At 66.1% G+C, this 26,854-nt stretch carries 21 protein-coding genes and 1 tRNA gene; 2 read left to right on the top strand and 20 right to left on the bottom strand.

Going from position 1 to position 26,854, the window contains the following annotated elements; translation table 11 throughout:
- Positions 1 to 27: 27 nt before the first annotated feature.
- Both KBW98_RS14105 and abc-f read right to left on the bottom strand, forming a co-directional pair.
- Positions 28 to 771: a CAAX prenyl protease-related protein gene (locus KBW98_RS14105; RefSeq protein WP_211520781.1), complete on the bottom strand. Its 744-nt coding sequence runs from the start codon at positions 769 to 771 to the stop codon at positions 28 to 30.
- A gap of 39 nt (positions 772 to 810) precedes the next feature.
- The gene (gene abc-f / locus KBW98_RS14100; RefSeq protein WP_211520780.1) at positions 811 to 2,745 is read right to left on the bottom strand and encodes a ribosomal protection-like ABC-F family protein; all 1,935 of its coding nucleotides are present in this window, start codon (positions 2,743 to 2,745) and stop codon (positions 811 to 813) included.
- 243 nt (positions 2,746 to 2,988) lie between these two features.
- Here abc-f and KBW98_RS14095 point away from each other — a divergent pair.
- Positions 2,989 to 3,063: transfer RNA gene (locus KBW98_RS14095), tRNA-Arg, on the top strand.
- Positions 3,064 to 3,116: 53 nt separating this feature from the next.
- On the opposite strand, the gene KBW98_RS14090 is transcribed toward KBW98_RS14095, so the two are convergent.
- From KBW98_RS14090 to KBW98_RS14025, 14 genes are all read right to left on the bottom strand, one after another.
- Positions 3,117 to 3,383: a PAAR domain-containing protein gene (locus KBW98_RS14090; protein WP_211520779.1), complete on the bottom strand. Its 267-nt coding sequence runs from the start codon at positions 3,381 to 3,383 to the stop codon at positions 3,117 to 3,119.
- A 3-nt stretch (positions 3,384 to 3,386) separates the two neighbouring features.
- Entirely contained in the window at positions 3,387 to 4,874 is a 1,488-nt protein-coding gene (locus KBW98_RS14085) for a T6SS immunity protein Tli4 family protein (RefSeq protein WP_211520778.1), read from the bottom strand.
- A gap of 11 nt (positions 4,875 to 4,885) precedes the next feature.
- A complete protein-coding gene (locus KBW98_RS14080; RefSeq protein ID WP_211520777.1) occupies positions 4,886 to 6,697 on the bottom strand; it encodes a triacylglycerol lipase in 1,812 nt (603 codons plus the stop codon).
- A gap of 20 nt (positions 6,698 to 6,717) precedes the next feature.
- Positions 6,718 to 9,462, bottom strand: coding sequence for a type VI secretion system Vgr family protein (locus tag KBW98_RS14075; protein ID WP_211520776.1), 2,745 nt, complete (start codon positions 9,460 to 9,462; stop codon positions 6,718 to 6,720).
- A 332-nt stretch (positions 9,463 to 9,794) separates the two neighbouring features.
- Positions 9,795 to 10,811 carry an acyltransferase gene (locus KBW98_RS14070; RefSeq protein ID WP_211520775.1) on the bottom strand — a complete coding sequence of 339 codons (1,017 nt, stop codon included), beginning with the start codon at positions 10,809 to 10,811 and terminating at the stop codon, positions 9,795 to 9,797.
- A gap of 127 nt (positions 10,812 to 10,938) precedes the next feature.
- Complete coding sequence (locus tag KBW98_RS14065) at positions 10,939 to 11,712, bottom strand: EAL domain-containing protein (protein ID WP_211520774.1); 774 nt, start codon at positions 11,710 to 11,712, stop codon at positions 10,939 to 10,941.
- A 256-nt stretch (positions 11,713 to 11,968) separates the two neighbouring features.
- A complete protein-coding gene (locus KBW98_RS14060) occupies positions 11,969 to 12,493 on the bottom strand; it encodes a MarR family winged helix-turn-helix transcriptional regulator (RefSeq protein ID WP_211520773.1) in 525 nt (174 codons plus the stop codon).
- A gap of 8 nt (positions 12,494 to 12,501) precedes the next feature.
- Positions 12,502 to 14,166, bottom strand: a complete 1,665-nt coding sequence (locus KBW98_RS14055; RefSeq protein ID WP_211520772.1) for an AMP-binding protein — start codon at positions 14,164 to 14,166, stop codon at positions 12,502 to 12,504.
- A gap of 91 nt (positions 14,167 to 14,257) precedes the next feature.
- Positions 14,258 to 14,965: a response regulator gene (locus tag KBW98_RS14050; protein WP_211520771.1), complete on the bottom strand. Its 708-nt coding sequence runs from the start codon at positions 14,963 to 14,965 to the stop codon at positions 14,258 to 14,260.
- Positions 14,966 to 15,007: 42 nt separating this feature from the next.
- Positions 15,008 to 19,315, bottom strand: coding sequence for a two-component regulator propeller domain-containing protein (locus KBW98_RS14045; protein WP_229429187.1), 4,308 nt, complete (start codon positions 19,313 to 19,315; stop codon positions 15,008 to 15,010).
- On the bottom strand, positions 19,312 to 20,481 hold the full coding sequence (locus KBW98_RS14040) for a patatin-like phospholipase family protein (RefSeq protein ID WP_211520770.1): 1,170 nt from the start codon (positions 20,479 to 20,481) through the stop codon (positions 19,312 to 19,314). Before KBW98_RS14040 ends, KBW98_RS14045 begins: the two co-directional genes overlap by 4 nt.
- 59 nt (positions 20,482 to 20,540) lie before the next feature.
- On the bottom strand, positions 20,541 to 22,322 hold the full coding sequence (gene ggt, locus KBW98_RS14035; RefSeq protein WP_229429186.1) for a gamma-glutamyltransferase: 1,782 nt from the start codon (positions 22,320 to 22,322) through the stop codon (positions 20,541 to 20,543).
- 108 nt (positions 22,323 to 22,430) lie between these two features.
- Positions 22,431 to 23,189 (bottom strand): 3-hydroxyacyl-CoA dehydrogenase, encoded by a 759-nt coding sequence (locus KBW98_RS14030; protein WP_211520768.1) that lies wholly within the window; start codon positions 23,187 to 23,189, stop codon positions 22,431 to 22,433.
- A 123-nt stretch (positions 23,190 to 23,312) separates the two neighbouring features.
- Complete coding sequence (locus tag KBW98_RS14025) at positions 23,313 to 23,927, bottom strand: hypothetical protein (protein WP_211520767.1); 615 nt, start codon at positions 23,925 to 23,927, stop codon at positions 23,313 to 23,315.
- A 116-nt stretch (positions 23,928 to 24,043) separates the two neighbouring features.
- Between KBW98_RS14025 and KBW98_RS14020 the strand changes: the two genes are divergently transcribed.
- Positions 24,044 to 24,574, top strand: coding sequence for a DsbA family protein (locus tag KBW98_RS14020; RefSeq protein ID WP_211520766.1), 531 nt, complete (start codon positions 24,044 to 24,046; stop codon positions 24,572 to 24,574).
- Between the two features lie 219 nt (positions 24,575 to 24,793).
- Here the strand turns inward: KBW98_RS14020 and adk are convergent, their stop codons facing one another.
- From adk to KBW98_RS14000, 4 genes are all read right to left on the bottom strand, one after another.
- Positions 24,794 to 25,450 carry an adenylate kinase gene (adk, locus tag KBW98_RS14015; protein WP_211520765.1) on the bottom strand — a complete coding sequence of 219 codons (657 nt, stop codon included), beginning with the start codon at positions 25,448 to 25,450 and terminating at the stop codon, positions 24,794 to 24,796.
- A gap of 211 nt (positions 25,451 to 25,661) precedes the next feature.
- The gene (gene kdsB, locus KBW98_RS14010; RefSeq protein WP_211520796.1) at positions 25,662 to 26,414 is read right to left on the bottom strand and encodes a 3-deoxy-manno-octulosonate cytidylyltransferase; all 753 of its coding nucleotides are present in this window, start codon (positions 26,412 to 26,414) and stop codon (positions 25,662 to 25,664) included.
- Positions 26,415 to 26,424: 10 nt separating this feature from the next.
- Positions 26,425 to 26,595 carry a Trm112 family protein gene (locus tag KBW98_RS14005; protein WP_211520764.1) on the bottom strand — a complete coding sequence of 57 codons (171 nt, stop codon included), beginning with the start codon at positions 26,593 to 26,595 and terminating at the stop codon, positions 26,425 to 26,427.
- Positions 26,576 to 26,854: tetraacyldisaccharide 4'-kinase (locus KBW98_RS14000; protein ID WP_211520763.1), on the bottom strand; the 279-nt coding region annotated here is incomplete at its 5' end. The genes KBW98_RS14000 and KBW98_RS14005, both read right to left, overlap by 20 nt.

Raw genomic sequence — 26,854 nt, 5'->3', positions numbered from 1 at the left:
GTCTTCTCGAAAGTGACGCCAGTCGGATTACCAGAACGCCCAGCTGCCGGTGGCCACCACCCAGATCCCCAGCAATCCATTGGTGACGGCGTGGGCCAGCACGGGCGACCACAGGTTGCGGTGCCGCATGTAGAGCAGGCTGTAGGCGACGCCGGCGACGATGCCGGCCAGCCAGAGGTTGTGTTCGAAGCCGAACAGCACGACGGGAACTAGAAACGCCTTGAGGCCGACGCGGGCGGGATCGACGCGCTCGAAATCGGCGGCTTCGACCCAGCGCATCAGGAAGGCGCGCCAGAACAGTTCTTCCATGACCGGCACCACCAGGGCGGCGCCGGCGATGCGGATCGTCACCAAGAGCCAGTCGATCTCGCCCGCCGTGCGCGGGTCGTAGCCGGGGCTGGAGCCGACCACCATCCAGGGCTTGTCGAGATTAATCCAGAGCACCAGCACGAGCACGCCGACGGCGACCGCAAGCAGCGCTTGCGCCAAGGGAACGAAGGGGCGGCGCAGCTCCGTGTACTGCTTCCAGAACACGGCCAGCAGGATGGCGACGGCCCCGATCTGGACCGGATACAGCCAGCGCAGCTCGGCGCGGGCGAAGCCGGCGCGCTCGAGCATGTCGCCGAGGACGATGAAGAAGATATAGGTGCCGAAAGGCAGGATCCGCGCCCAGGCGGCGCGGCTGAGGAATGGAACGTCCACTGCGGGAGCATCGACCGAGAGCGCCGCGGGCGGCTGTGAAACGACATGGGGTTCGTTGTTCTCGGTCATGTATTCAATGGCAGGCGCCTGGCCTGCTTGCCTGGTTCGTTATTGCTGCTCTCCCCTGGCGCGAGCTTCGATGCGCTCCCAGCGCTCCAAGGCGTCGAGCAGCAGTTCGTCGATCTCGGCGTAGCGCGCGTTGATGCGTTTCGCGTCGCCGGGATTCTGCTTGTAGAAGTCCGGCGAATTCAGCTGTGCCGTAATCGCCGACTGCTCATCTTCAAGAGTCGCGATCAGCTGAGGAAGCTCCTCCAGTTCGCGCTGTTCCTTGTAGCTCAACTTTACCTTCTTGCCGGAAGAGCTCTGTGCGGTAGATGACATACCATCATTTTTTGTCGAGCCGGGCTTCGGCGCCTCCGGCGCCTTGACCGGCTGGGCTACCGGGCCGGCCGCCTTCACGCGCTCCCAATCGGTATAGCCGCCGACGTATTCGCGCCACAGGCCTTCGCCTTCGGCCACGATCACCTGGGTCACGACATTGTCCAGAAAGGTACGGTCGTGGCTGACGAGAAACACGGTGCCGTTATAGTCTTCGAGCAATTCCTCGAGCAGCTCGAGGGTATCGATGTCGAGATCGTTGGTCGGTTCGTCCAGCACCAGGCAGTTGGCCGGCTTGGCGAACAGGCGCGCCAGCAGCAGGCGGTTGCGTTCGCCGCCCGAGAGCGACTTGACGGGCGAGCGCGCGCGTTCCGGCGCGAACAGGAAGTCGCCCAGGTAGGTCATCACGTGCTTGCGCTGGCCGTTCACCTCGACCCAGTCGCTGCCCGGCGAAATCGTGTCGGCCAGGCTCGCCTCCTCGTTGAGCTGGGCGCGCATCTGGTCGAAGTAGGCCACGTTCAGGCGCGTGCCCAGCTTGACGCTGCCGCTGTCGGCGGTTTCCTCGCCCAGGATGATCTTCAGCAGCGTGGTCTTGCCGGCCCCGTTGGGGCCGATCAGGCCGACCTTGTCTCCGCGCAGGATGGTGGCGCTGAACCCCTGGATGACCTGCTTGTCGCCATAGCGCTTGGACACGTTCTCGAGTTCCGCCACGATCTTGCCGGAGCGCTCGCCGGTGCCTACGTCGAGCCTGATCTGGCCCTGTTGCTCGCGGCGCGCGGCGCGCTGCAAGCGCAGCGCTTCCAGGCGCCGCACGCGGCCTTCGTCGCGGGTTCGGCGCGCCTGCACGCCCTTGCGGATCCACACTTCTTCCTGGGCCAGGAACTTGTCGAACTTGGCGTTCTCGACTTCCTCGTTGGCCAGCAGCTCGCGCTTGCGTTCCTGGTAGGTCGAGAAATTGCCAGGGAAGGACAACAGGCGGCCGCGGTCGAGTTCGACGATGCGGGTGGCGACGTTGTCGAGGAAGCTGCGATCGTGGGTGATGAACAGCACCGAGCCGCGGAACTCGCGCAGCAGACTTTCCAGCCACTTGATGGAGGTAAAGTCGAGGTGGTTGGTCGGTTCATCGAGCAGCAGCACGTCCGGGCTGGAAACCAGCGCCACCGCCAGGGCCACGCGCTTTTGCATCCCGCCCGACAGGCTGCCCATGCGGGCGTCGCGCGCGAGGTTCAGGCGGTCGAGGGTGGTGTCGACTTTGTTGGCCAAGTTCCAGCCGTCGACGGCGTCGAGTTTCGACTGCAGCTCGTGCATGCGGTCCATCAGCGCCTCGTCGTCGCCCTGGCCGAACTTGCCGGTGATGTCCTCGTACTCGGTCAGCATGGCCTGCTGCTCGCCCATGCCGGCGGCGACGGCCTCGAACACGGTGAGCTCGGGATCGAACACCGGTTCCTGCTCGACATAGGCGATATTCAGGCCCTGCTGCATGACGAGCAGGCCGTCGTCGAGCTTGAAGCGGCCCGAGATAATCTTGAGCAACGAGGACTTGCCGGTGCCGTTGCGGCCGATCAGGCCGACACGCTCGCCCGCCTCCAGCGAAAAGTCGGCATGGTCGAGCAGCGCCACGTGGCCGAAGGCCAGTTGGGCGGAAGAAAGGGAGATGACAGCCATAGTGGGGTTCCGTCCGCCGCGCCGCGCCCTGTGCGAAAGGGGGCTCGCGGTGGAAAAGCATGAATTGATTGAATGAGGCCCACATTGTACCGACTTGGGGCCATGGTCTTCCAACAATCCCGCCATCCTCGGCTATAATTGCGCTCGGTTCACGGTACCGGCCCGTTCGCGGGGCCCGCCCGCCGGACTGCAGGCCCTGCCCTGCCACTGCGCCCGCCTCGGCTTCATGGCGGTGCTAGCGTCCTCTCCGTAGCACAATGGATAGTGCACATGCCTCCTAAGCGTGGGATACTGGTTCGATTCCAGTCGGAGGGACCACCTAAACCCCCGATATGCTTCAGCACAACCGCCTGGGATATCAGAACGACGGCCTATTGCCCGCTAAAGTTTCCGATCGACGCAATCAGGCTTGCGCCACAAGTCGTCTTGTGCCCATCGTAGGCAACGGCAACGCCATTGATAATGTGACTCGGATCGCCTTCGGCAATCGTGCATTTGTCGTGTCCCTTGATGGGGCAACTGCATGCGTCACCGACGCAGGCGACCGCTATTCCGTCGACCGTGAAATACGTGGCGCTCGCACTTTCGACCTTGCCGCCATGAGACGTTGCGTCGCCTAATCGAATCACATTCGGCATCGCTCAGCCTTTCTTATTGGGCGCGGCCCCTTCGCCACGGCCACCTTCGTGCCTGGTATCGGTAGCGTCGTTTGAAAGATCATCAGGGAGAGAGATTTGCGCGATTGAGCTTGACTGCGCCACCCCGTCTACACGAGAAGGCGCATCGTCGTAGCTCACCAGCTTCCAGACCGTCGCCGTTCGGTAGGAAGGCCGTTCCCCCTTGAGTTTTTGCCAGATCGACGGCTCACCAGTCGCGACCGCATGCGGCATATGGTCGCCGGCCCGGATGTGTTGACGGCGGCTGTCACCCGCTGGCCCCGGCGCATCGTGCTCCCACCAACCAGTCTGCGGGCAGATGCGCCCGGTTGCGGCGAGCTCGCCCAGCGGCAGGCGCGGGCCGGTGCCGGCGGATTGCATGGGCTTGGCGCTGGTCGGGCGCACGCGGATGGTGCTGGTGATTTTGTCCCAGACTGCGATGGCTTCTTCGTCGGTCAGGCTGGCCTTCGCGGAGCCGGCTGCGTTGCCGCCGACGCCGGTTTGGAACTGGATGTCGGCGTACGGTCGGAATTGGTCATGGGGAACGCCCGTGAATTTAGCCTGGAAATCGTGATAAGAATGGACGTGTTCTTCGTCGGGATTACGCACGAGGACCTCGTAGCCGGTTGTCCAATCATGTATCTGGCGCGGGCTTTCGCGGAGGAATTCAATTTTGGCGAGCGCTGCCTTCTCCTCAAGCGTGGCTGGGTCTTCCTTGATCCGCTTCCACTGGGTCTGGAGTGAGTCGCCCTCGGGGTCGTGTGGATTCGATGGTGCTACATAAATTGAGAAATGGGCGTCGGGGAACTCTTTCAAACGAAACCCAATACGGATGTGCTCCATCAGATCATCCTGTGTCGGACTCTGCTTATCTGGCAAAAAAAAGTGTGCGATACAGTTTCCAGGCTCGGTGGGGATTTCGTTTTCGGAACGCTGGCGTAGGCGGCGTACAATACTTTTTATGTCTGCTACCGTTTCATCCCTATCGTCTCGCAAAGGCCGTGCATCGACAATAGCGCCGTCGCTGTTCAGCTTGAAGTAACCATTAATCTTTAGCCCGTTGATGGATTGGAAACTCTCATAACCGGTCACGATCTTACCTTCAGGCTCGATCATCTCTTCTACTGATAACAGCAATGGGACATCATCATGGTTGATAGCCTTTTTGCTGTTGAGTTCGTTGATGAACTTCTGCGCCAAGGCCTTTACCTCATCCACACCGTCACGGTAAATGGTCACGCCTAGCGGAACATCGGTACCGCCCCATGCGACGGTGGCCGATGCCGGCACATCGACGATAAAGCGGCCAAAGCAGACCGGCTTGGTTTTCTCGAACATCGGTTGCAGACGGGGCGTGAGTGTGGTCATGTTTGGGGTCTTCCATTGGCTGGGATGACGGCCACAGGCTGTAATCAGCACCAGCGTGGTTATAAGAGCGACAAAGTACATGCGCTTGAAAGCGGTTACATGCATGAATAATCCTTTCAGCATTTCCAGCTTGCTTGCTGGGCGATGCGCACGATGCTGTACAAGGCTGAAGCGATGGCCAGGGGGTCCTTATAACTGGACTGATGTTCATAACCAGTTTGACGGAAAATTCCCCTAAACATGCCGCTTTGAAGTTGATGGTCGGCTGAGGCCATAGGCACCGTCTGATCGCCAGGTGCGCTTGCTGGCAGAATCGTCGCGTGAATTGATTTATTGCTATTGGGGTTTGAAATCGGTGTAGCAAAAGCCTTGCTGAGATTTGGACTGGAAACGGGAGGGCTTTTTGCAAATGTCTTGCCACGACAGTTCACATCCCAACGGACCAGTTCGAGCTTGCCTTGTTTGGTATCGCTGATAATGGGCCAGTCCTGCCATCCGCTAGGATCGGCACAGTTCTTGTCGATTTCCCAGACAACTTCACCAAAGCTCTGACGCCGAGGATCGGCACCGTAGTGCGCATAACTGCTGGGGTGATAAGTGCCGGAGATCTGTCGATGAAAACCTTGGACCATGTCGAGATATTCACATGTCCGTTTGAATGTACCCCCGCCCTTCTTCTCAGGATAGTTGGAAGGATTGATCCAGTTTTCCCGGAACAGTGCGAACCATTTCCCGCTCACCTTGTAGATTTCATTGTAGGGGTCTCCCTGTTTCGGCCACGACTCCAGGTCGCGCCCATTGTGCCGCACACGCAGCCAACCATTACCGTAGGATTCGGTTGGCAGCAATTCCAACCCGCCGGGCGCATTCGCCAGCACTGCGGTCACCTCATCGCCAAAATTGCCAAGCACCTTCGCAACAACGCCAGCTTCGATAAGGCTGAGACTGGCGTGCATCAACCCGGGGTCCTCGAATCCCGCCCGCATGCGCTTGTAGGCGGCCGGGGCCCCGATAGCCGGCATGACGCCATGGACAATGCCCAGCACCTTGTCCTGAAGGTTACCAATCTTGGGATGAACCAGCGCCCGGCCGACCAGTCCGCCCATGGAATGGGTCACGACAATCACCTGGTTGCATTCATAGCCGGATCCGTTCAGATCATTGATAACCTGATTAATTCGCTCGGCGACAATTTGCGCGCTGTCACCGTTCGATTGCAGCCAGTTATAGCCGAACGCGTACACAGGAAACCAGCAGCCGGTGACCGCCTTCTTGAGATCCTGCTCGGTGACGGCTTGCTGGGGTAGCTTCGGGTCCGCGCTCCATACCTGTGGATCAACGCCAACGACGTCGCGCCACTCCGGCCGCAGTTTGCCGTTGGCAAACGTGTTGTTCAGGCGAGATTCCAGGTGCTGCAGCAAAACGCCATAACTCTTGAAGAATACTTCGCCCCAGCCGCGCGCCCGCGCCTTTTCGACCGCGGTACGCCCGTTGGGCATGGTCGCCGGGTCGCTCGTCAGCAGGGGAGAATGGAAGTTCTCCCCCAAGGTGACATTGCCATGCCGTCCATCGCCCGTGACGTCAGACGGCCCGGAAGGATCGTAGATATCGACCGTGGTGTGCAGCGGATCCAGCCGCAGTTGCCGTTCACGTGGCGGGCTGTTCGCGTTCTTGCTGATGTTCGACGCCCCAAGCGCGTCGGGCCGCCATGCGATATTGTCCTCCTGCTTCAACTCTTTCTGCCGCTCCGCACTCATCCGCAAGTTCGACCCCATGATGCCCGGCAGAAAAATAACGGGCAATACCCGCTTCGGCAGCATCCGCGCACACTGCGGCTTCTTGTCCTGTTTCGGTGTTGCAAACCCTTCGGCTTTGCGGGCCGCGCCGGCATGATGTTGCGCGGGCAAAGGATGTTCGGCAGTCGTCATCACATGCTCCCTATGATGTCTCAGTCGTCCAGCGCCTCGATGCTGTAGCGTCCAAACGAAATGGCGCTGCTGAAACGCTCGGTCAGCCCGTTCGCATCTGTTCGTCCCTCGAAGCTGCGGCCGTCTTCGGTGGTGATGCGATAGCGCTGGTTCTTCATTGGCTCATCGGTCCCAATCCAGCGCAACACGGTCTGCTGGTCGTGCTGCGCTTCGCTCTTCGGCAAGGTCACGGCGGCCGGGCTGCCTCCTCCCGGCCCAACATGGGCGAATTTCGAGGATTTGATGGTGTGGTCGCCGCTGCTCTGCTGAGTGATGGCGCCGCCGCCGATATCCACCTGCGCCCCCTGCGCCACGATGCGGACCTTGGGCGCCTGCAGCACGATCTCGTCGGTGGCAGTCAGGACGATGCGTTTGGAGGAAGTGAGCTCGATATCGTCGCCGTGCGTCTGCAATTCGAGCTTGCCGCTGGCGGCAATCAGCTTGATACCGAGTCGGTGTGCAAACAGGCTGATGCTTTCCGACACGCGCGCCAGCAGTTTCCTGCCAACCGACAGCTGGGTATTGCCGATGCTGAGCACATCGATATGCGTCTGGGCGCCAATCGCAACGTTGTCCTGGCTGGCCATGGCGACGCCGGCCGGCGCGGACAACGCCACCACGGGCTGGCCGCCGGCGCCGTCCTTGTCAGTATTGCTGCCGCCTTCCCACTGCTTCAGGTAGCCGACCAGTTGTTCGAGTTCCCTGTCGTCGGTACTGTCCGCGTGATGCGTCGACGCCAGTTCAGCCAGTTGCTTCTGCAGCCCCTGCAAGGCCTCGGCCAGGTCAAGAAGCTCGCTTCGATCCAGTTGTTTTCCGCTTGCATTCTGGCGCGCAGCGGCGCTGATCAAGACGCCTTGCGCGCCCCGGAGCGCGACGGCATGGTCGCTGCGCAGCTCAGCGCCTTCGCCGCGCGCTTCGCCCTTGCCGTCCTTGCGCGGGTGAGTCAGCCACCCCAGGTTCAACTCGCTGTGACCGTGCTGGGACGCCAGCTGTGCATTGATCTGGCCAGACGTGTCATCCAGCCGCAACTGGTTGTAGCGGTTGCCACCAACCTCCTTGCTCTTGATGCCGGCCACATATCTGTTTCCGGGCAGCGCTCCGGCATGAGTGAACGCAGGCGGCGGCGCCATGCGCCCATAAACTTGGCCGACGATGATCGGCTTATCCGGATCGCCACCGAGGAAGTCAACCAGCACCTCGTCACCGACGCGCGGCAGCGTGATCGTTCCCCACTGATTGCTGGCCCAGGTGCTGGCGACCCGTATCCAGGCGGAGTCCCGGTCGCTGCCGCTGGCACCGGCGCCTTGCGCGTGCTCATGGTCTTCGGCCCTGGTGCCGGGAAAGCGTACCTTGACCCGCCCGTGTTCGTCGCAATGCACTTCTTCACCAGGCGGGCCGACGACGATTGCACTTTGCAGCTGCGGACGCGGCAGATCGGTACGCGGATCGAATGCCGGCACGATCGGAATGCTGCGGCGAACGCAGGCAAAGCGGTTCGTGTAGCGCATGCCGCGTTCAGCGCTGGCCTGGCGCAGACCGCTGTAGACATGGGCTTCATGCCACCGGTTGAGCGCAAACAGGCGCTGGATCCGATCGTCGAACGTCTTCGGCAGGTTGTTCTCCGCATCGACCTCCAGGCGCGTGATGACAAATTCCCGTTCCTGCGGCGAGTGGGTGTCGATATCCGGGTGGCCACTTAAGGCGAACCATTCCCCGATACAGAGCGCGCGCACACTTCCTTCGCCATGAAAGCACTTGGATTCGTACTCATGGCGCTTCATGCGCAGTTCGCCAAGCTTACGGTAATCTTCGCCGTCCTCCCCGGCATGCGGCACGTCGATCAGGTAGTCATCGAGACCGAGTGCAAAACGGTTACCGGTCGCGCCCTGGTCGATACATGACGGCGAATTGGCTGTCATCGGCCGGCCCTTCAGGTAGTCCCAGCTGAGACGGTTGAGATTGCCTGGGACGAGCTTGCGTACCGGACTCCACGCGAAGATGGTATCGCTTTGCTCGGTACCGTCATCCCTGTGGTAGCGCACCACGCCTGCGGCATTTTGCGGCAGCGTGAGTCCGTCATTGAAAAGCACCAAGGTGTGTGCCGGCATATCCTTGCCCTGCGATGCGCTGGCAAGCCCTGCGCGCATGAACCACGCGATGCCGCGTCGTTTCCACAAGCGGCGCAAGAAGTCGGCGTCGGACTCATTGTGCTGCATGTTGAATTCACGAGCCGGGAAGCTGCCTTTCACATGCGACCAGTCCATGTCGAATGCCCTGGCCAGCACCGGATTGTTCCGGCGCCACTCGTCCACAATGACCTGAGTAATGTCCAGTTCGTTCATGTTGCGGAAGATCCGCGTACTGGTACGCTGCTCCATCAGTGCCAGTGCATCGCGGAGCACCAGTTCATAGGTCGCCAGGCCACCATCGCTCTGGCCGGCAGCCGCTTGCGCGACGATGCCGCGCACCGCGCGCATGTTGCCGCAATCCGTTACGAACTGCAGCTCAACGGGTAAGGCGATGAGCTCCTTCAAAGGGAGGTCTGCGCGCCCCGATACGCACAGAAGCCGGTATTCCAGTCCGCCGCACAAGGCTTCGCTGCCTGTGACTCGCTTGACCAGCACGGCGTCGTCGAGCACATCCTTCTCTCGGAATAGTCGTAGACGAATGGGGCGATTCGCCTCCGTCAAGCCGGCCGCCCCCGTGAGCAGATCCTTAAGGTTCATTAGAACTTCCTCAGCAGAGCGTTCACCTGTGATATCTGTTTCTGGCACATTCCAAAAATTAATGATATGTACCTGAAACGGCGACATCCTTGATGCTGAACAATCTCATGCTTGAGCTTCACTTAAGGCCTGGTGCCGCTCGTAGTCAAACGAACAATCAACAACAGATCGGAACATCTCAGCCACGTGCTGAAACTGTTGGTACTGTTGTTGGTACCTGAGCGGCGATGCCCAGCCCTGACCCGGCGCTCATGCGCAATTCCGGAGCTTCGTCGATCCCTGTCGGAGGAACCACTCCTGTGGCTTCCTGTCCCTACTCGCCCATCGACACCCTAGGAACGCACGCACTCCGACTCGGCTTCGCTGTCGAGCACGGGCCGAGGCCGTGCTCCCCACCGCTTGTTCAGGTAGACGCGCGCCGGGTTTTCGACTAAATGGAAGGCAGCCCAGCCCACCAGCAAGGAGCCAGCGAGTCCCAGCACCGGCGGCAGCCCGCTATGCCGCGACAGCAAATAGAACGGCTGCTGCCACAGGTAGAGCGAGAACGAATAGACGCCCAGCTGGCGCAGCCAGGACGATTCGAACAGGGCGATGAACCAGCGCGGCGCCGCCGCCATGAAATTCACCGCCAGGGCGAACGCGCCCCATCCCACGATGATGCGTAGGCCGGTTGGCACGCTCCACCAGTGGGCGGCGACGCCGACCAGCAGCGCGGCCGGTGCGATCCACGCGGTGTTCCAGCGGACGGGTTTGCCGGCCAGCGCCAGGAACACGAAGCCGGAGGCGAAGATGCCGAAGGACGCCACCTCGGTGCGCAGGGAGAAGCGCGAATTGTGCGTGGCCGGCACGAAGGAGTAGATCGCGATGGCGGCGAGGATGACCGTCAGGATGATGGCCAGGGCGGACAGGCCCCGATGCCCGCGCGCGCGGCACCAGTAGGCGGCCAGCGAAAGGATCACGTAGGAATGTTCTTCGACGCTCAGGGACCAGATGTGGCCAAACGGCATGGCGCCCAGCTCGACGCCGATATAGTTGTTCGTGAAGCTCATCGCGGCAAGCAGTTCGACTTCCGAAAAGCCTTGCCCGGACAAGCTCCAGATCGCGGTCATCACAGCCAGGTAGACCGCGACCGAGGGAAACACGCGCGCGATGCGGCGCCGGTAGAAGGTGCCGAAATCGGTCCGCTGCACGAACAGGACGCGCGCCATCAGCAAACCGGAGAGGACGAAGAACAACGCGACCCCGACGACGCCTAGATTGATGGCCGGTACCGGGAAAAAGTGCCCGATCAACAGGCAAACGATGGCGAGTCCTCGCCAACCGTCGAGGTAGGGAATATTTTTTGTCATGCGGCGCCCGAACAGAATGCCGTTATTCTAGTGACAAACAATTCCGGTAGAAAGCGAATAAATACCGATCGCCTCGCTGGTTAACGTTTTGCAACGGTACTGACCGGCATTTCCGGCCCCGGTCCGTTCAATGCCAGGCCGCCTGCTCGACGTCCTCGACCCTGCGCAGGCGCGGCTTGCCAAACAGGTAGCCCTGCATCAGGCCGACACCCGCCGCCGCCAGCCAGTCGCGTTCCTCGCGCGTCTCCACGCCCTCCGCCAGCACCTGCACACCCAATTCGGCGCACATGGTCAGCACGCCGTGCACGATCGCCTGGCGCGCCGGGTTGCGGTCGATGCCGCGCACCAGGCCCATGCCAAGCTTGAGGAAGTTCGGCTGGAATTCCGACAGCAGCTCCAGGCCCGCGAAGCCGGCGCCGAAGTCGTCGATGGCGGTGCCGAAGCCGTAGCGGCGGTATTCGCGGAAGATATGCACCAGGTGCGGGCGGTCCGGCACGCGCTGGCCTTCCGGGACTTCGAAGATCAGGTTCTCGAGCGGGTAGCCGACTTCGCGCGCGGCGTTGAAGGTGTGCTGGATGCAGGTGGCCGGGTGGTAGACGGCATTCGGCAGGAAGTTGATCGACAGGCGCTCGTGGATGCCGAGCTCGGCCGCGGTGCGGATGGCCTGGATGCGGCAGGCCTGGTCGAATTCGTAGCGGTTTTCTTCGTTGACCCGGGACAGGACGGACCAGGCGCTCTCCCCTTTCGGCCCGCGGACCAGGGCTTCGTAGGCATAGACGCTGCGGCTCGCGACGTCGACGATGGGCTGGTAGGCGAAACTGAGCTGGAAGCCAGGACCCTGGGTGCGCCGGCAGCGGCCGCAGGTGCGGAATTCCGGTGGCACGTCGGGCTGGATCAGCATGGTGCGCCTCCTGTCGAGTCTGGCTGTTAATTATCCGCTGCCTGTATAGGTGGGTCGCACGATTGCGGAACTGTTGATTGTGGGCGCTAACAGCGAGGCGGTTTCGCATTGCTCGTCGCAATGTTCGCCGGATCGTGCGCGCGAATGCTGGCTTTGCCTATCACCGCGTGGACGGCAGAGCCGTCCACCCTACGGGAGCCTCGGTTGAACGCGTCGGCGGCGGAGCCGCCAACCCTACGGCGATGGAGGCGAAGGTTCAGCGGCTGTCGCCGATACGCAGGCGGCGCTTCATGGTCGACAGCAGGGCGATCAGGCTGTCCTTGTCCTCGGCGGGGATGTCGGCCAGCAGCTCGTCGATCCAGCGCTCGTGCACCGCCGCCATTTCGTCGAAGGCGCGGCGGCCGGCGGGGGTGAGCTTGACGGCGAAGGCGCGGCGGTCCTTGGTGTCGGGCACGCGCACCACCAGCTGTTCGCGCTCGAGCTGGTCGGTGATGCCGGTGATATTGCCGCCGGTGACCATCATGCGCTTGGACAGCTCGCCCATGCGCAAGCCGTCCGGATGGCGTTCCAGCTGGGCCATCAGGTCGAAGCGCGGCAAGGTGATGTCGAAACTGGCGCGCAGGCGGCTGCGGATCTCGTTCTCGATGCGCAAGGTGCACGAGAGCATGCGCAGCCACAGCCGCAGCGACTGGTGATGCTCCTGGGTCAGCCGGCTCTCCAGGTCGAGGCTCTCCGGCTCATCCGCTCCATCCCGGCCTTCCCGCCCGTCAAAATCCTGCATGCTGCTCCTCAAGCCGACTCGGCGCGTAGTTTGAACCGTTGCAGCTTACCGGTTTCGGTGCGCGGCAACTGTTCGCGAAACCGCACAGCGCGCGGATATTTGTAGGGCGCGATCTGCTGCTTGACGAACTCCTGCAGCGCCTGCACCAGCTCGTTCGAGGCCGCATGGCCGGGCCGCAGCACCACATGGGCCTCGACCACCTGGCCGCGTTCAGGGTCCGCGCGCCCGACCACGCCGCATTCAGCCACCGCCGGATGGCGCAGCAGCGCTTCCTCGACCTCGGCCCCGGCGATGTTGTAGCCGGCCGAGATGATCATGTCGTCCAGGCGCGAGCGGTAGTGGAAATAGCCGTCGGCATCCATCTCGTAGGCGTCGCCGGTCAGGTTCCAGCCGTCGCGCACGTAATCGCGCTGGCGCGGGTCGTCCAGGTAGCGGCAGCCGGTCGGTCCCTTCACGGCCAGCCGTCCGATCACGCCCGGCCCCACCTGCCTGCCCGCCTCGTCGAGGATGCAGGCGACATAGCCAGGCACCGGCTTGCCGGTGGCGCCGGCGCGGATGGCCTCGCCGGCGGCCGAGATGAAGATGTGCAGCATCTCGGTGGCGCCGATGCCGTCGATCATGGCCAGGCCGGTCGCGGCCTGCCAGGCCTCGCGCGTGGCCACCGGCAGCGCCTCGCCGGCCGACACCGTGCGGCTCAGGCTGGACAGGTCGAACTGCGCCGCCAGCGCCGCCATCTGGCGGTAGAAGGTGGGCGCGGTGAAGCACACGGTGGCGCGGTGCTGCTCGATCGCGGCCAGCAGGGTTTCGGGGGTCAGCTTCTCGATCAGGACGGCGCGCGCGCCCACGCGCAGCGGGAACAGCAGCAGGCCGCCCAGGCCGAAGGTAAAGGCCAGCGGCGGCGTGCCGATGAACACGTCGTTCATCGTCGCGCCCAGGGTATGGCGCGGGAAGCAGTCGCAGATCGCCAGCACGTCGCGGTGGAAGTGCATGGTGCCCTTGGGGACGCCGGTGGTGCCCGAGGTAAAGCTGATCAGGCAGACGTCGTCGGCCGCGCTGTCGCAGGCCTCGAAGGGCGCGTCGTGCCGCGCCATGCGCGCTTCCAGTCCATCGGGCTGTTCGCTGTCGAAGCAGACCAGCGGCGCGCCACCCAGTTCCATCGCCTCGACCTCGCCGCACAGCGAGGCCGCGCACAGCACGGCGTTCACGCGCGCCTTGGCGGCGATGGCGCCGAGCTCCCTGGCGCGCAGCAGCGGCATGGTGGGAACGGCGATGCAGCCGGCCTTGATCACGGCCAGGATGCAGGCCGCCATCATCGGGCAATTGGCGCCGCGCAGCAGCACGCGGCTGCCGGTGGGCAGACCCAGGTCCTGGCGCAGCACGTGGGCGATGCGGTCGACCCGCGCCAGCAGCGCCGCGTAGCTCAGGGTCTCGCGCGCGCCGGTCAGCGCGGTGCGCTCGCCCCAGCCGCGCTGCACGCTCTTGTCCAGCAGCTCGGCCACGCAATTGAGGCGCTCCGGGTAGCGCAGTTCGGGAAGGTCGAACAGGAAATCGGGCCAGAGTTCGCGCGGCGGCAGGTTGGCGCGGGCGAAGCCGTCGGCATAGCCGGAACGGCTCAGTTCCGGGGAAGAGACTGCTGCAGTTGCTGCTATTCCTGCGGATGCGGCATCGTTCATGTCAGCCCTCTGTGATTGACCAGGCACTCCGCAAGTACTTTAAATCTAAAGTAACCCATCAGCAAGCGGATTTGTCTAGACGAGGCGCGGCTTATGCGTTGCGCGTCCGCTCGGCCTGGCGCAACACGGCCGCCCCGGCCTTTCCCAGCGCCTGGCCCAGGCGGCCGGCGTCGAGCGTTCCCTCGTCCATGCGTTCGAGTTCGGCCAACGCATCCGCCGCCGCGTGCAGGCCGAGGGTGGCGCAGCCTTCGCGCAGGCGCTTGAGGCGCCCGAACACGGTGTCGGCGTCGCCGGCGGCCAGCAGGGCCGCCAGTTCGGGCCCGGCGGCGTCCAGCTGGCGCCGCAGGCCGTCCAGGTAGAGCTGCAGGCGCGCGCCGTCGATGCCGAGGCGGCGCGCCACCTCCCCCGGCGGCTCCATGCCCGCCGCGGCCGGCCCGCCCGCCAGGCGCTCGAACTGGGCGCGCACGTCCTCGGCGCGGAAGGGCTTGACGATGTAGCCGTCGGCGCCCAGGCTGTCCGCTTCGGCCATGGTGGCCGCGTCTGCGGAGGCCGAGACCAGCACGAAGCGCCGCCCGGCGTGGCCGGGATCGGCGCGCAGGCGCGCCAGCAGTTCCAGGCCGGACAGGCGCGGCATGCGCAGGTCGCAGAAGACGATGGCGGGGGCCAGGCCTTCTTCCAGCTGGCGCCAGGCGTCCTCGCCGTCCTCGGCCTCGCAGATCTCGTGGCTGCCGCAGCTGTCCACCAGGTGCATCAGCATCATGCGCGAGACGACGTCGTCGTCGACCACCAGCACCTTCATTCCCTCTCCCTCGGCTCAAGAGCGAGCATTATAGCCACGCCGTCAGGAATGCCGGGTTCCGGTTCCTGGTCCGGTCGCGGCTGCGGCCGCGGCCAGCAGGACGGCCAGGTGCGCCAGGCCGGCGCGCAGGCGGGCGCCGTCCCTGGCGTCCGCCGCGGCCTCCAGTTCCGCGCACAGCTGCTCGATGGCGCCCTCGCCCAGGTGGCTGGCGCTGCCGCGCAGGCCGTGCAGCACGCGCCCGGCGGTATCGAAGTCGCCGCCCTGCACCGCGGCGTCGAGTTCGGCGCGCCGGCGCGGCAGGTCGGCCGCGAAGGCCGCGCGCAGGCGAAGCGCGAGATCGTTGGCGCGCCGGCCCGGGTTGGTGGCGGCCGGGGCCGGGGCGGCGTCGGGCGCGGTCACGCCGAACATCGCATCCAGCTCGGCCAGCGCCGCGACCGGCGCATTCACCGGAGCAGCGGCATCGCGCACCACGGCGCCCGCGGGCATCGGCGACAGCGTCACGCCGCGCTGCTGCTGGCGCTCGATCGCGCGCCCGATCTGGTAGTGCAGCGCCTCTTCGTCGATCGGCTTGGTCAGGAAGGCGTCCATGCCGCAGGCCAGGTAGCGCGCGCGGTCCTCGCCGGTGGCGTTGGCGGTGAGCGCCACGATCATCACGTGCTGGTCGATGACCGGCGCTTCCATGGTGCCGCCGGCGCGGATCAGGCGGGTCGCCGTGGCGCCGTCCATCTCGGGCATGCGGCCGTCCATCAGGACCAGGTCGTAGCGCGTGCGCGAGCAGGCCTGGACCGCCTCGGCGCCGTTGGCGACCACGTCGACCTGGTGGCCCATCTCCTCGATCATCAGGCGCGCGATGATCTGGTTGGTCGGGAAGTCCTCGGCGCACAGGATGCGCAGGCGGTGGCTGTGCGGCGCGCGCGCCAGCAGCTCGGCCTGGGGCGGCTCGACGCCATCGCGCAGCGGCAGCAGCACGCTGAACACGCTGCCCTTGCCCTCGGTGCTGTTGACGCCGATGGTGCCGCCCATCAGCTCCACCAGCTGGCGGCAGATCGCCAGTCCCAGGCCGGTGCCGCCGTAGCGGCGGGTGGTGGTGGTGTCGGCCTGCTCGAATTTCTGGAACAGGCGCGGCAGCGCCGCGGCCGGGATGCCGATGCCGGTATCGCGCACCGTGAAGCGGATCATGTGGCCGCGCTCGCCCTCCGCCGCCACGTCGTCCTTGGGCTGGTCATCGGGACGGCGCTCGACCTCGACCCGCACCCCGCCCGAGCGGGTGAACTTGAAGGCGTTCCCGACCAGGTTGACCAGCACCTGGCGCAGGCGCGTCGGGTCGCCCACCACGAAGCGCGGCAGGTCCTCGCCCAGGGTCACCGAGAAGTCCAGGCTGTGCGCCGCCGCCTGTTCCTGGAACAGGCTGGCCACGTTGGTGATGGCCGTGTGCAGGTCGAAGTCGATGCTCTCGATACTCAGCTTGCCGGCCTCGATCTTGGAGAAGTCGAGCAGGTCGTTGATGATCGCCAGCAGGGCCTGGGCATTGGCCTGGCCGCGCAGGATCTGGTCGCGCGTGGCCTCCTTGATGGCGCCGTCGCGCAGCGCGAAGCCGAGCATGCCGATCACGCCGGCCAGCGGGGTGCGCATCTCGTGGCTCATGTTGGCCAGGAACTCGGATTTCTGGCGCGTCGCGTCCTCGGCGCGCTGCTTGGCCTGGCGCAGGAATTCCTCGTTCTCCTGCAGCGCGCGGTAGGCGTTCTGCAGTTCGTTGGTCTGGGCGCGCACGCGCCGCTCCTGCTCGCGCAGCTCCTGGGTCTGGCGTTCCAGCACGCGGTTCTGGTGCTCGACCTGCTCGGTGCGCGCCCCCACCTGGCGCTCCAGGCGCTCCTTCTGGTGGCGCAGGCCGGCCAGGCGCATGCGCAGGGCGACGTAGACCACAGTGCAGAACAGCGCCGCCGCGCCGATGCGGAACCAGGGCGTGCCCCAGGGCGGCGGCTCGATCGTGATCGCCAGCGCCGCCACATCCTCGCTCCAGACCCCGTCCTTGTTGGCGGCGCGTACCCGGAACACATAGGTGCCCGGCTCCAGGTTGGTGTAGGTGGCGAAGCGCTTGTCGGCGCCGGTCTGGACCCAGCCCTGGTCGAAGCCGTCGAGCCGGTAGGCGAAGCGGTTACGCTCCGGCGCTGCGAAGTGCAGGGCCGCGAATTCCAGGGTCAGCACCGCCGCGTCGACCGGCAAAGTGATCTGGTCGGCATGCTCCACCGGTCCGCTCAGGACGCCCGGCATGGCCTGCTCGATCGGACGGTTGAACACCTGCAGGCCGGTGATCACGGCGCGCGGCGCGGTGTGGTTGTCGCGGATGGCGCGCGGATCGAAGGCGGTGATGCCGTTGAAGCCGCCGTAGTACAGGGTGCCGTCCGAAGCGCGCAGGGCCGAGGCGTCGAAGAAGGCGCCGTCGGTGATGCCGTCGGCCGAGGTGTAGCTGCGCCAGCGCCCGGACTTCGGGTCGAAGCAGGACAGGCCGCTCGAGGTCGAGACCCAGATGCGCCCGTCGGCGTCTTCCAGCATGGCGGCGACGGCGTCGTCCACCAGGCCGTCGCGGGTGGTGTAGCGCACGAAACGCACCGAGCCGTCGGCCGCCGTGATCATGCGGTTCAAACCGCCCGCGGTGCCGACCCAGACGTCGCCGCGGCTGTCTTCCATCAGGTAGTGGATCTCGTCGTTGCTGAGCGTGTTCTTCTCGTAGGGGTCGTGGCGGAAGTGGCGGAAGCGTCCACTCTTGCGGTCGAGCAGGTCGAGGCCGTCGAAGGTGCCGACCCAGAAGCGGCCACGCGAATCCTCCAGCAGCGGACGGGTGATGTCGTCGGCCAGGCTGGCCATGCGGGCCGCGTCGTGGCGGTAGCTGACCACTTCCTGGGTCACGGGGTCGAAGCGGTGCAGGCCGCCGAGCGAGGTGATCCACACATAGCCGTCGCGCGCGGCCAGCATGCCGCGCACGTTGTTCGCTTCGGCGTCGCCCGGCAGCTGCTTGCGGCGGAAGCGCCCGCTGCGCGGATCGAAGCCGGTCATGCCGCTGCGGCTGCCGATCCACAGTACGCCGTCGCGGTCGCGCGCCAGCGCGGTCGCCGGCGTGTCGATCAGGCTGTTCGGGTTGGCCGGATCGTGGCGGTACACGACGGCCTTGCCGGTGGCCGGGTCGAGCAGGCTCAGGCCGGTCGTGCTGCCGGCCCACAGGCGGTTGCCCTCTTCCAGCAGCACGCGCACCTTGCTGTCGGCCAGCGAGTCGGGCGCGCCGGGACGGGCGACGATGCGGGCGAAGCCGCCGCTGTCCAGGTCCGCGCGCGACACTCCGCTGTACCAGGTGCCGACCCAGAAGGTGCCGACGCTGTCGCGGTACAGGGCGGAGACGTAGTTGTCGGCCAGGCTGCGGCGGTCGGTGACGGTGTTGCGGTAGGCGTCGAAGCGGTCGCCGCCCACGCGCCAGCGGTACAGGCCGTCGTCGTGCGAGCCGGCCCACAGGGTGCCGTCCTGGTCCTGGTAGAGGGCGGTGATCCAGTACGGACCCATGCCGTCCTGCGTGCGGTAGCGGCGCACACGGCCGCGCTCCGCGCCTTCCAGGGCGTGGCGTTCGAGGCCGCCGAAGCGCCCTACCCACAGGCGCTGCCCATCGTCCACCAGGAGCGCGTGCACCGGGGTATCGCGCCTGGCCAGCCCGGCGGGATGGTGGTCGAAACGGCGGCGCGCCGGACCGAAGCTGTCCAGGCCCGCCGCGGTGCCGATCCACAGGCGCCCGCCGGCGTCCAGCGCCAGCGCATTGATGCCGTCGTCGCTCAGGGTGCCAGGTTCGCCGGGTTCGCGGTGCCAGCTGGTGAAGCGCTTGCTCACCATGTCGAAGTGCTGGAGGCCGTCGCCGGTGCCGATCCACAGGCCGTCGCGGCCGTCGCTGATCATGGTCTTGATGTGGCGGTTGCCGTTGCCGCGCCGCGAGGTCTCGTTCGGCAGGAACAGGGTGAAGCTGCGCGTGGCCGGGTCGAAGCGGTTCAGGCCGCCGTCGGTGCCCAGCCACAGCTGGCCGTGGCGGTCGACGTGCAGCGCGCGCACCCAGTTGTTGGCCAGGCTCTTCGGGTTGCCCAGCTCGTTGCGGTAGGTGATGAAGCGGTAGCCGTCGAAGCGCGAGACGCCGGACTGGGTGCCGAACCACATGAAGCCGTCGCGGTCCTGGGCGATTGACAGCACCGACTCCTGGGGCAGCCCGTGCTGCACCGACAGGTGGTCGAAGCGCAGGGTGGGCTCGGGCGCCGCCGTCGCCAGGGGCGCCATGGCCATCACCAGGGCCAGGAGGAGCAGGCGCAGGAAGGCCGTCATGATGCGAAGAAGGACAGGACGTCCTGGCGGCGCGCCAGCGTGTCGCGCTCGCCCAGGCGGATCAGTTCGCGCGTGTAGCTGGCCTCGAACAGCAGGTAGGAGGCGAGCGCGGAACCGCGCGACTCGAGCGCGCCGATCCCGCCCAGCAGGGTGCGCACCGGCGGCGGCAGGCTGAGCACGTGGCGCGCGGCGATATCGTCCAGGCGCTCGCTGGGCGCGATCACCAGGAGCTTGACCGGCCTGAGCGCCATCCCGGCGCGGACGTCCTGCGGAATGCGGCCGAGGGTGTGGTTGACGCGCTGCAGGCGCTCGACGTCCACCGCCAGGCTGTCGAGGAAGATCGAGGACAGCGCATGGCCGGCCACCTGGGCCAGGCTGGGATAGCCGCCGCTGTTGACGTCGTCGCGCGCCGGCTCGGTCATGCGGCCGGCGCCGATCACCAGCACGCGGGTGGCGCCCAGGTGGATGGCGGGCGCGATCGGCGCCAGCTGGCGCATCGAGCCGTCGCCGCAATACTCGCGGCGGCCGGCCAGGTACAGGGGCACGGCCGGGAAGATGAAGGGGATCGCGCTTGAGGCCAGCAGGTGCTCGACCCCGATCTGGGTCGCCAGCGCCATGCGCTGGTGGCGCACCCAGGGCTCGATCGGCGCGGCGCTCTGGTAGAAGGTCAGGTGGTGGCCGCTGCTGTAGGACGAGGCGGTGATCGCCAGCGCGTGCAGCACCCCGTCGGCGAGGGCCGCGTCCAGGCGCGGCAGGTCTAGCGCATGGTGCAGCAGGCCGGCCAGGGGCGTGTTGTCGAGCAGGGACTGGGGCGGTGAGGCATGCCACTTGCGCAGCAGCCAGCCGAAGGACAGCAGCGAGAGCCAGCGCGCGCCCGAGCGCAGCACGGCCAGCGAGTCGGCCCGGTAGACCTGGTGCGCGGCCACGTCTTCCCACACCGCCAGCAGGCCGCGCACCCCGCTCGCGAAATCGTCGGCGCGGCACGCCAGGGCGGTCGCGTTGAGCGCGCCGGCCGAGGTGCCGCAAATGATGTCGAACGGGGTTTGGGGTGCGCTGCGGCCGGCATCCACCAGGATCTGCTGCACCGCATGCAGCACGCCCGCCTGGTAGGCAGCCCGGGCGCCGCCTCCAGTCAGGATCAGCCCGGTTTTTTCTTTACTATCCACTGTGCAAGCTTAGCAAACCTGGACTAGCTTTAGGGAAATAAGTCCTGTTTACTTAACCATTAATCACCTTTTGCCACGCCCTCGCGTCGCGGATCCGCACCACCGAACCACAGCGGCACCCCATGGATGTCCATGCGCTGGATGCCGTGCAGGCCCGAGGTCTGCTCGCCCTGGCGCACCCGGTGGCCGCGCGCCTGCAGCGCCTCGACCGTGGACAGCGGGAAGCGCCCTGCTTCCAGCTCGGTCGGCCCGTTGCGGCTGCCAAAGTTCGGCAGCGAGATCGCCTGCTGCACGTTGAGGCCCCAGTCGAGGGTGCCGACCAGTACCTTGGCCACGTAGTTGATGATGGCCGGGCCGCCGGGCGAGCCGACCGCCAGCACCAGCTTGCCGGTCTTCTTGTCGAACACCACGGTCGGCGACATCGCGCTGCGGGGACGCTTGCCGGCCTCGACGCGGTTGGCCACCGGGCCGTTGGCATCAACCGAATCGAAGGAGAAATCGGTGAGCTGGTTGTTGAGGATGAAGCCGCCGACCATCTGGCGCGAGCCGAAGGCGTCCTCGATGGTGGTGGTCATGGCCAGGCCCATGCCGTAGCCGTCGACCACCGACACGTGCGAGGTGGACGGGGTCTCGATGGCGTTGTCCTTGCCCCAGCGCCAGGCTGCTTCCAGACCCGGCGGGGTGCCGGCCGGCGCCTCGCCCATCGAGCGCTGGCCCACCAGCGCGGCGCGCCTGGCCAGGTAGGACTTGTCGATCAGGCTCGCCACGCCGCGGCCCGGCAGCGGCACGAAATCGGTGTCGGCGGCGTAGCGGTTGCGGTCGGCGTAGGCCAGGCGGCCCACTTCCGAGAACACGTGCACGGCCTGCGGGCCCGGCACGCCGTCGCTTGGTGCGAGCGATTTCATGTCCATGGTCTCGAACATGCCCAGCATCTGGGCCACGGCGATGCCGCCGGAGGACGGGGGCGGCATGCCGCACACGGTATATACGCGGTAATCGCTGCAGACCGGGGTACGGACCTTCGGCCGGTAGTTGGCGATGTCGGCGGCCGTCAGCAGGCCCGGGTTGGTCGGGTGGGCGGCCACCTTGGCGGCGATCTCGCGCGCGATGCGGCCGGTGTAGAACACGTCCGCCCCGCCCTCGGCGATCTCGCGCAGGGTCCTGGCCAGCTGCGGGTTCTTCAGCACGTGGCCGACCGGCCAGGGCTTGCCGTCCGCATCGTAGAAATAGGCCGCCGCCGCCGGGTCCTTGCGCAGGTGGGCGTCGTGGCCGAGCAGCGCGTTCAGGCGCTGGCTGACCGCGAAGCCCTGCTCCGCCATGCGGATGGCCGGCTCGAACAGCGTCTTCCAGGGCAGCTTGCCATGCTGGCGGTGCGCCAGCTCCAGCATGCGCAGCACGCCCGGCGCGCCCACCGAGCGTCCGCCGACGATGCCCTCGACGCGCGAGAGCGGCTTGCCGTCGGGGCGCTGGAACAGGCGCTCGTCGGCCTTGGCGGGGGCGGTTTCGCGGCCGTCGAAGGCCTGGGTCTGCTTGCCGTCGTAGTGCACCAGGAAGGCGCCGCCGCCGATGCCCGAGGATTGCGGCTCGACCAGGGTCAGGACCAGCTGGGTGGCGATGGCGGCGTCGATGGCGCTGCCGCCCTTCCTGAGGATCTGGTAGCCGGCATCGACCGCCAGCGGATTGGCCGCCGCCACCATGTATTTCCTGGCGGGCCAGCCGGCCTTGTCGCGGTAGCCGGTTGCCGCTTCGGGCGCGGCCTGGCGGGTGTCCTGGGCGTGGACGGGGAACTGGAAGGCACTGGCGAGCGCCAGGCCGAGGGCAAGAAGCTTGAATCGGTTCAAATCGGCTCTCCAAAAGCAAGGCGGGCGCGCAGCATGGAACACACCATGAGACGCGCCCGCATTTCCCCGCATCCTACAGCATCTGCGGGTTGCTTTCAGTACAAGAGCTTATTTCGGCTGCATGCGGATCGCGCCGTCCAGGCGGATCGTTTCGCCGTTGAGCATCACGTTTTCGATGATGGCCTTGGCCAGGTGCGCGTATTCCTTCGGCATGCCGAGGCGCGGCGGGAACGGGACCATCTTGCCCAGCGAGTCGCGCACTTCCTGCGGCATGCCCATCAGCATCGGGGTCTCGAAGATGCCCGGGGCGATGGTCATCACGCGGATGCCGCTGCGCGCCAGGTCGCGCGCCATCGGCAGGGTCATGCCGGCAACGGCGGCCTTGGACGAGCCGTAGGCGGCCTGGCCGATCTGGCCGTCGAAGGCCGCGACCGAGGCGGTGTTGATGATGATGCCGCGCTCGCCGTATTCGCCCGCCTCGGTCTTGCCCATCGCATCGGCGGCCAGGCGCGCCATGTTGAAGGTACCCACCAGGTTGATGTTCACCGCGCGCTGGAAGGCGTCCAGCGGGTGCGGGCCATCCTTGCCCACGGTCTTGACCGCCGGGGCGACGCCCGCGCAGTTGACCAGGCCGCGCAGCGTGCCCATCGCGGTCGCCGCGGCGACCACGGCCAGGCCGTCGGCTTCCGAAGTGACGTCGCACTTGACGAACTGGCCACCGAGTTCGGCCGCCAGGGCGGCGCCCGCTTCGGCCTGCACGTCGGCGATGACGACCTTGCCGCCGGCTTCCGTGATCATGCGCGCAGTGGCCGCTCCCAAGCCCGACGCGCCACCGGTGACGATGAACACATTGTTCTGAATTTGCATGGTTTTCCCTTGTAGAAGTTCATATGACGCTGCATGGACGCCAGGTCGGTACTTGATTGACCTTTACGTAAACGTCAAGCAGCGGCATTGTAGCGAACTTTTGCCGGAAAAAACCATGTTTCATCAAAAGCATTGCATCGTGGTTCCGTTGCGCGTGCACAGCCGGCCGCCGCTGTTGACGGCGGCATTACCGACGCCGGTCGCGTAGGACGTGCCGCTGCTGTCGGTGCAGACATTGCCCTGGCAGGTGCCGATCTGCACGCCGCTGGGCGCGGTGGGCGTGGGCGCGGCGCTGGGCGGCGCGGTCACGCGGCCGTAGGGCTGGGCCGAGGGCGCGGCGATACGCTGGGTCGGCTCGATGCGCTGCTGGGCGCCGGCCCGGCGCGGCGCGGGCTTGGCCTTGGGATCCTTCTTCGGCGGCTGAGCCTTCTGGCCCGGCTCAGGCTGGGGCGGCTGGGGAGCGGGACGGGCCGAGGGGTCGGGCTCGTCCTGGCGCTGCTGGGCCTGCTGGGCGGGGGCGGCGCGCTCTTCCTGGGCCTGCGGGCTGGCGTCGGCGGCGGGCGCCGGGGCCGCCGGGCTGGCCTGCGCGGCTTGCGGGTGCAGTACCGGGCCGTAGACCGGCCCGGCTTCGCGCGCTTTTTCCTGGGGCTTGGGCGGCGCGGCCGTGGCCTGGGCCTGGACGGCGCCTGCCGCCGAGAGTGCGACGAGCAGCGCCAGGATGTGGCTAAATGGGTTCATGGTTCACCTCGTGGGCTTGATGACCGTGAACCCATTATCGGCCTGCGCCGGCGGGCATGGCGCACACGAAACACATTCTCACATGATTGCGCGGCGACATGCCGCGGGGAGCGGCGATGGGCGAGCAGGCGATTGGTGCGGCGGCAGACGACCATGTGCGCGGGGCGCGCGACGCGGAGCTGGTGGTGATCGAATACGGCGACTTCCAGTGTCCCTATTGCGGGCGCGCGCGGCCGACCCTGGCGGCGCTGCAGGAACGCCACGGTGCACGCCTGGCGCTGGTGTACCGGCACCTGCCGCTGGAGCACCTGCATCCGCTGGCCGGGCTGGCCGCGGAAGCGGCGGAGGCAGCGGCGGCGCAGGGGCAGTTCTGGGGCATGCATGACGCGCTGTTCGAGCACCAGAAGCAGCTGAACGCCGCCAACCTGCCGCTGCTGGCGCAGACGCTGGGGCTGGATGTGGGTCGGTTCCGGCAGGAGCTCGAGAGCCGTCGTTACCGGGACAAGGTGCGTGCGCATGCGGACGATGCGGCGCGGGTGGGGGCGACGGGGACGCCGACCTTCTTCTTCAACGGCCGCAGGTATCACGGGGATTCGGACCGCGCGTCGTTGACGGCGGCGATCGAGGCAGCGTTAGGCGGGCGTTGAGCGCCACGTCCGGTTCCGCCAATCCGCACCCCATGTACGTCGTTCCGGCGAAAGCCGGAACAATGCCACCGGCATTGTTCCGGCCAAGTTCGTCGATCAGCACCACATCATCCGCTACGACCTGCACCCGCCAACAATCGACGCGTGGGCGGCAAAGCCGCCAACCCTACAAACAAAAAGCGGCCCCGCAGGGCCGCTTCCGTTGTCATGCGAACGCGCTTATTCCGCCAGCGCCGCAAACGCCGCTTCGCGCACCTGCTCGACCGGGCCGACGCCCGAGATCTTGCGGTACTTCGGCGCGCCCGGCAGGCCCGATTGCGCCCACTTGTTGTAGTAGCCCAGCAGCACTTCGGTCTGGTTGTGGTAGACCTCGAGGCGCTTCTTGACGGTTTCTTCCTTGTCGTCGTCGCGCTGGACCAGCGGCTCGCCGCTGACGTCGTCGATGCCCTCGGTCTTCGGCGGGTTGAACTTGACGTGGTAGACGCGGCCCGAGCCCGGGTGCGAGCGGCGGCCCGACATGCGCTCGACGATCATCTCGTCCGGCACGTCGATTTCCAGCACGTAGTCGATGTTCACGCCGCTGTCCTTCATGGCGTCGGCCTGCGCGATGGTGCGCGGGAAGCCGTCGAACAGGTAGCCGTTGGCGCAATCCGCTTCCTTCAGGCGCTCCTTGACCAGGCCGATGATGATGTCGTCCGAGACCAGCTGGCCCGCGTCCATCACCTTCTTGGCAGCCAGGCCCAGTTCGGTGCCCGCCTTGATCGCGGCGCGCAGCATGTCGCCGGTCGAGATTTGCGGGATGTTGAACTTCTCCTTGATGAAGTTGGCCTGGGTGCCTTTGCCGGCGCCGGGTGCTCCTAACAGAATGAGACGCATGTGTTTCCTAGAGTTCGAAGGATGGATTGGAATTTTGTGGGTGGCGAGCGATGGCGCTTGGTGCCGCCTTTGATGCCGCCTTTGATGCATATCTGACTAGCTTGACACGAAAGTTACCACAAAAGTCAGCCTTAACGCCACCTTGGGGAGCTTCCGCCGGCAACAAAAGTTGACGCAGCGCAGACGCCGCGAGGGCGTTCTGCGGGCTGGATCAAGACGCGAAATGCTGGCGTACGCGCGCCAGGTCTTCAGGCGTGTCGACACCCGCGTGCGGGGCGCTGGCGGTCACGTGCACCGCGATCGGATAGCCGTGCCACAGCACGCGCAACTGCTCCAGCGCCTCGATGTGCTCGAGCGGCGAACTCTCCAGTTTGGGATAGGCCTGAAGGAAGGCGTTGCTGTAGGCATAAAGGCCGATGTGGCGCAGCGGCGTGTAGCCGGCCGGCAGCCCGTCGCGCGACTGGGCGAAGGCGTCGCGGTGCCAGGGAATCGTGGCGCGCGAGAAGTACAGCGCCCTGCCCTGCTTGTCGAGCACCACCTTCACCACGTTCGGGTTGAAGGCGTCGTCGGCCCGGTCGATCGGGTGGGCGCAGGTGGCCATCGGCACGCCCGGCTGGATGCGCGCGGCGCAGTCGGCCAGCAGGCTGGGGTCGATCAGCGGCTCGTCGCCCTGCAGGTTGACCACCACTTCATCGTCGGGCAGGCCGAGCACCTGCGCCACTTCGGCGATGCGGTCGGTGCCGGACGGATGGTCGGCGCGGGTCAGGACCGCATGCACGCCGTGGGCCGCGCAGGCGGCGGCGATGTCCTCGTGGTCGGTGGCGACGATGATGCGGGTGGCGCCGGATTCGCGCGCGCGCTCGGCCACGCGCACCACCATCGGCTTGCCGCCGAGGTCGGCCAGCGGCTTGTTCGGCAGGCGGGTCGAGGCCAGGCGCGCCGGGATGATGACGGTGAAGCCCATGGCGCGCCGCTCAGGTGGGTTCAATCCGGCGGGCCTGGTCGGCCCACATGATGGGAATGCCGTCGCGGATCGGGTAAGCCAGGCGGTCGGGGCGGCAGGTCAGTTCCTGCGCCTTCTTATCGTATTCGAGCGGGCCCTTGCACAGCGGGCAGACCAGGATATCAAGCAGTCGAGCGTCCACGACATTTCTCCACGATTTGTTCGGCCAGCGCAGCATCGAGCTGCGCCGTCACCGGCACGACCCACAGCCGCGGGTCGTCCTTCAGGTTATCAAGTTGCCGACATTTTACTGCATCCTTCTCCGTGATCAGGATGACATCGGCGTCGAGGCCGTCGAAGGGGCGGTCGAGGAAGTCGTGGTGGTCGGGCAGTGGCAGCTCGGCGAAGTCCAGCCCATGGCCGCGCAGCATGGCGAAGAAGCGGCCCGGATTGCCGATGCC

The organism is Massilia sp. ST3 (genome assembly GCF_018119405.1).
Classification (GTDB): domain Bacteria; phylum Pseudomonadota; class Gammaproteobacteria; order Burkholderiales; family Burkholderiaceae_D; genus Telluria.
Note: the sequence above shows the minus strand (reverse complement) of the source record. Positions and strands in the feature narration are given on the sequence as shown.

What these genes read in the sequence shown, in the direction of transcription:
- KBW98_RS14055 (WP_211520772.1), bottom strand. Translation starts at nt 14,166, where the DNA reads ATGAACGATGCCGCATCCGCAGGAATAGCAGCAACTGCAGCAGTCTCT.
- KBW98_RS14060 (WP_211520773.1), bottom strand. Translation starts at nt 12,493, where the DNA reads ATGCAGGATTTTGACGGGCGGGAAGGCCGGGATGGAGCGGATGAGCCG.
- KBW98_RS14070 (WP_211520775.1), bottom strand. Translation starts at nt 10,811, where the DNA reads ATGACAAAAAATATTCCCTACCTCGACGGTTGGCGAGGACTCGCCATC.
- adk (WP_211520765.1), bottom strand. Translation starts at nt 25,450, where the DNA reads ATGCGTCTCATTCTGTTAGGAGCACCCGGCGCCGGCAAAGGCACCCAG.
- kdsB (WP_211520796.1), bottom strand. Translation starts at nt 26,414, where the DNA reads ATGGGCTTCACCGTCATCATCCCGGCGCGCCTGGCCTCGACCCGCCTG.
- KBW98_RS14030 (WP_211520768.1), bottom strand. Translation starts at nt 23,189, where the DNA reads ATGCAAATTCAGAACAATGTGTTCATCGTCACCGGTGGCGCGTCGGGC.
- KBW98_RS14045 (WP_229429187.1), bottom strand. Translation starts at nt 19,315, where the DNA reads ATGACGGCCTTCCTGCGCCTGCTCCTCCTGGCCCTGGTGATGGCCATG.
- KBW98_RS14020 (WP_211520766.1), top strand. Translation starts at nt 24,044, where the DNA reads ATGGGCGAGCAGGCGATTGGTGCGGCGGCAGACGACCATGTGCGCGGG.
- KBW98_RS14080 (WP_211520777.1), bottom strand. Translation starts at nt 6,697, where the DNA reads ATGACGACTGCCGAACATCCTTTGCCCGCGCAACATCATGCCGGCGCG.
- KBW98_RS14050 (WP_211520771.1), bottom strand. Translation starts at nt 14,965, where the DNA reads ATGAAGGTGCTGGTGGTCGACGACGACGTCGTCTCGCGCATGATGCTG.
- KBW98_RS14065 (WP_211520774.1), bottom strand. Translation starts at nt 11,712, where the DNA reads ATGCTGATCCAGCCCGACGTGCCACCGGAATTCCGCACCTGCGGCCGC.
- KBW98_RS14025 (WP_211520767.1), bottom strand. Translation starts at nt 23,927, where the DNA reads ATGAACCCATTTAGCCACATCCTGGCGCTGCTCGTCGCACTCTCGGCG.
- KBW98_RS14090 (WP_211520779.1), bottom strand. Translation starts at nt 3,383, where the DNA reads ATGCCGAATGTGATTCGATTAGGCGACGCAACGTCTCATGGCGGCAAG.
- KBW98_RS14105 (WP_211520781.1), bottom strand. Translation starts at nt 771, where the DNA reads ATGACCGAGAACAACGAACCCCATGTCGTTTCACAGCCGCCCGCGGCG.
- KBW98_RS14075 (WP_211520776.1), bottom strand. Translation starts at nt 9,462, where the DNA reads ATGAACCTTAAGGATCTGCTCACGGGGGCGGCCGGCTTGACGGAGGCG.
- KBW98_RS14085 (WP_211520778.1), bottom strand. Translation starts at nt 4,874, where the DNA reads ATGCATGTAACCGCTTTCAAGCGCATGTACTTTGTCGCTCTTATAACC.
- abc-f (WP_211520780.1), bottom strand. Translation starts at nt 2,745, where the DNA reads ATGGCTGTCATCTCCCTTTCTTCCGCCCAACTGGCCTTCGGCCACGTG.